This window comes from Neisseria sp. HMSC058F07 (assembly GCF_001810035.1).
GTDB lineage: Bacteria > Pseudomonadota > Gammaproteobacteria > Burkholderiales > Neisseriaceae > Neisseria > Neisseria perflava.
Genome location: NZ_KV799695.1, coordinates 1 through 478, shown reverse-complemented (window position 1 = coordinate 478; position 478 = coordinate 1). Strand labels below are relative to the sequence as shown.

General features: G+C 52.5%; 1 protein-coding gene. It reads right to left on the bottom strand.

The features are described from left to right. Positions 1–478, bottom strand: a 478-nt coding sequence (locus tag HMPREF2696_RS07300) for a primase-helicase zinc-binding domain-containing protein (RefSeq protein WP_305799936.1), incomplete at both ends; no start/stop codon positions are given.

Sequence of the window (478 nt, the reverse complement as noted above, 5' to 3'; positions counted from 1 at the left end):
TCGCGGATAGCGCAAACCATACAGGGGAAACGGCCAAGCAAAAGCGGCTTATCCGCGCCCGTTGTCCAATAGTCTTTTTCAGGTAGGAAACGGACGTTTTCGGGTAAATGCGCCATCTCCAAACCGCGTGATTTCAAATACTGGATAACAGGGGAATCGGGGCGGATAGGTTCTGTGCTTCTCCACAATGCGGCCAGTTCCTCGATTTGGTCTTTTTCGGGGCGTGGCTGCGCTTGTGGGCGTTTGGGCGGTATAGGCAAGGGGTTTGCATTGTCCATGCCTAAAACGCCTGAAACCTGCTTTAAGGCCGTCTGAAAATCACACCCGAAAAAGTGCATTACCAAGCCGAAACCATCGCCCGCGCCGTTGTTGTAATGGCTACAAATGAATGTGCCGTTTCCGTCTTTGTCGTCATATCTGAAACGGTCTTTCCCTCCACACGCGGGGCAGGGCTGGTGTTTGTTTTTCAGGTATCGCG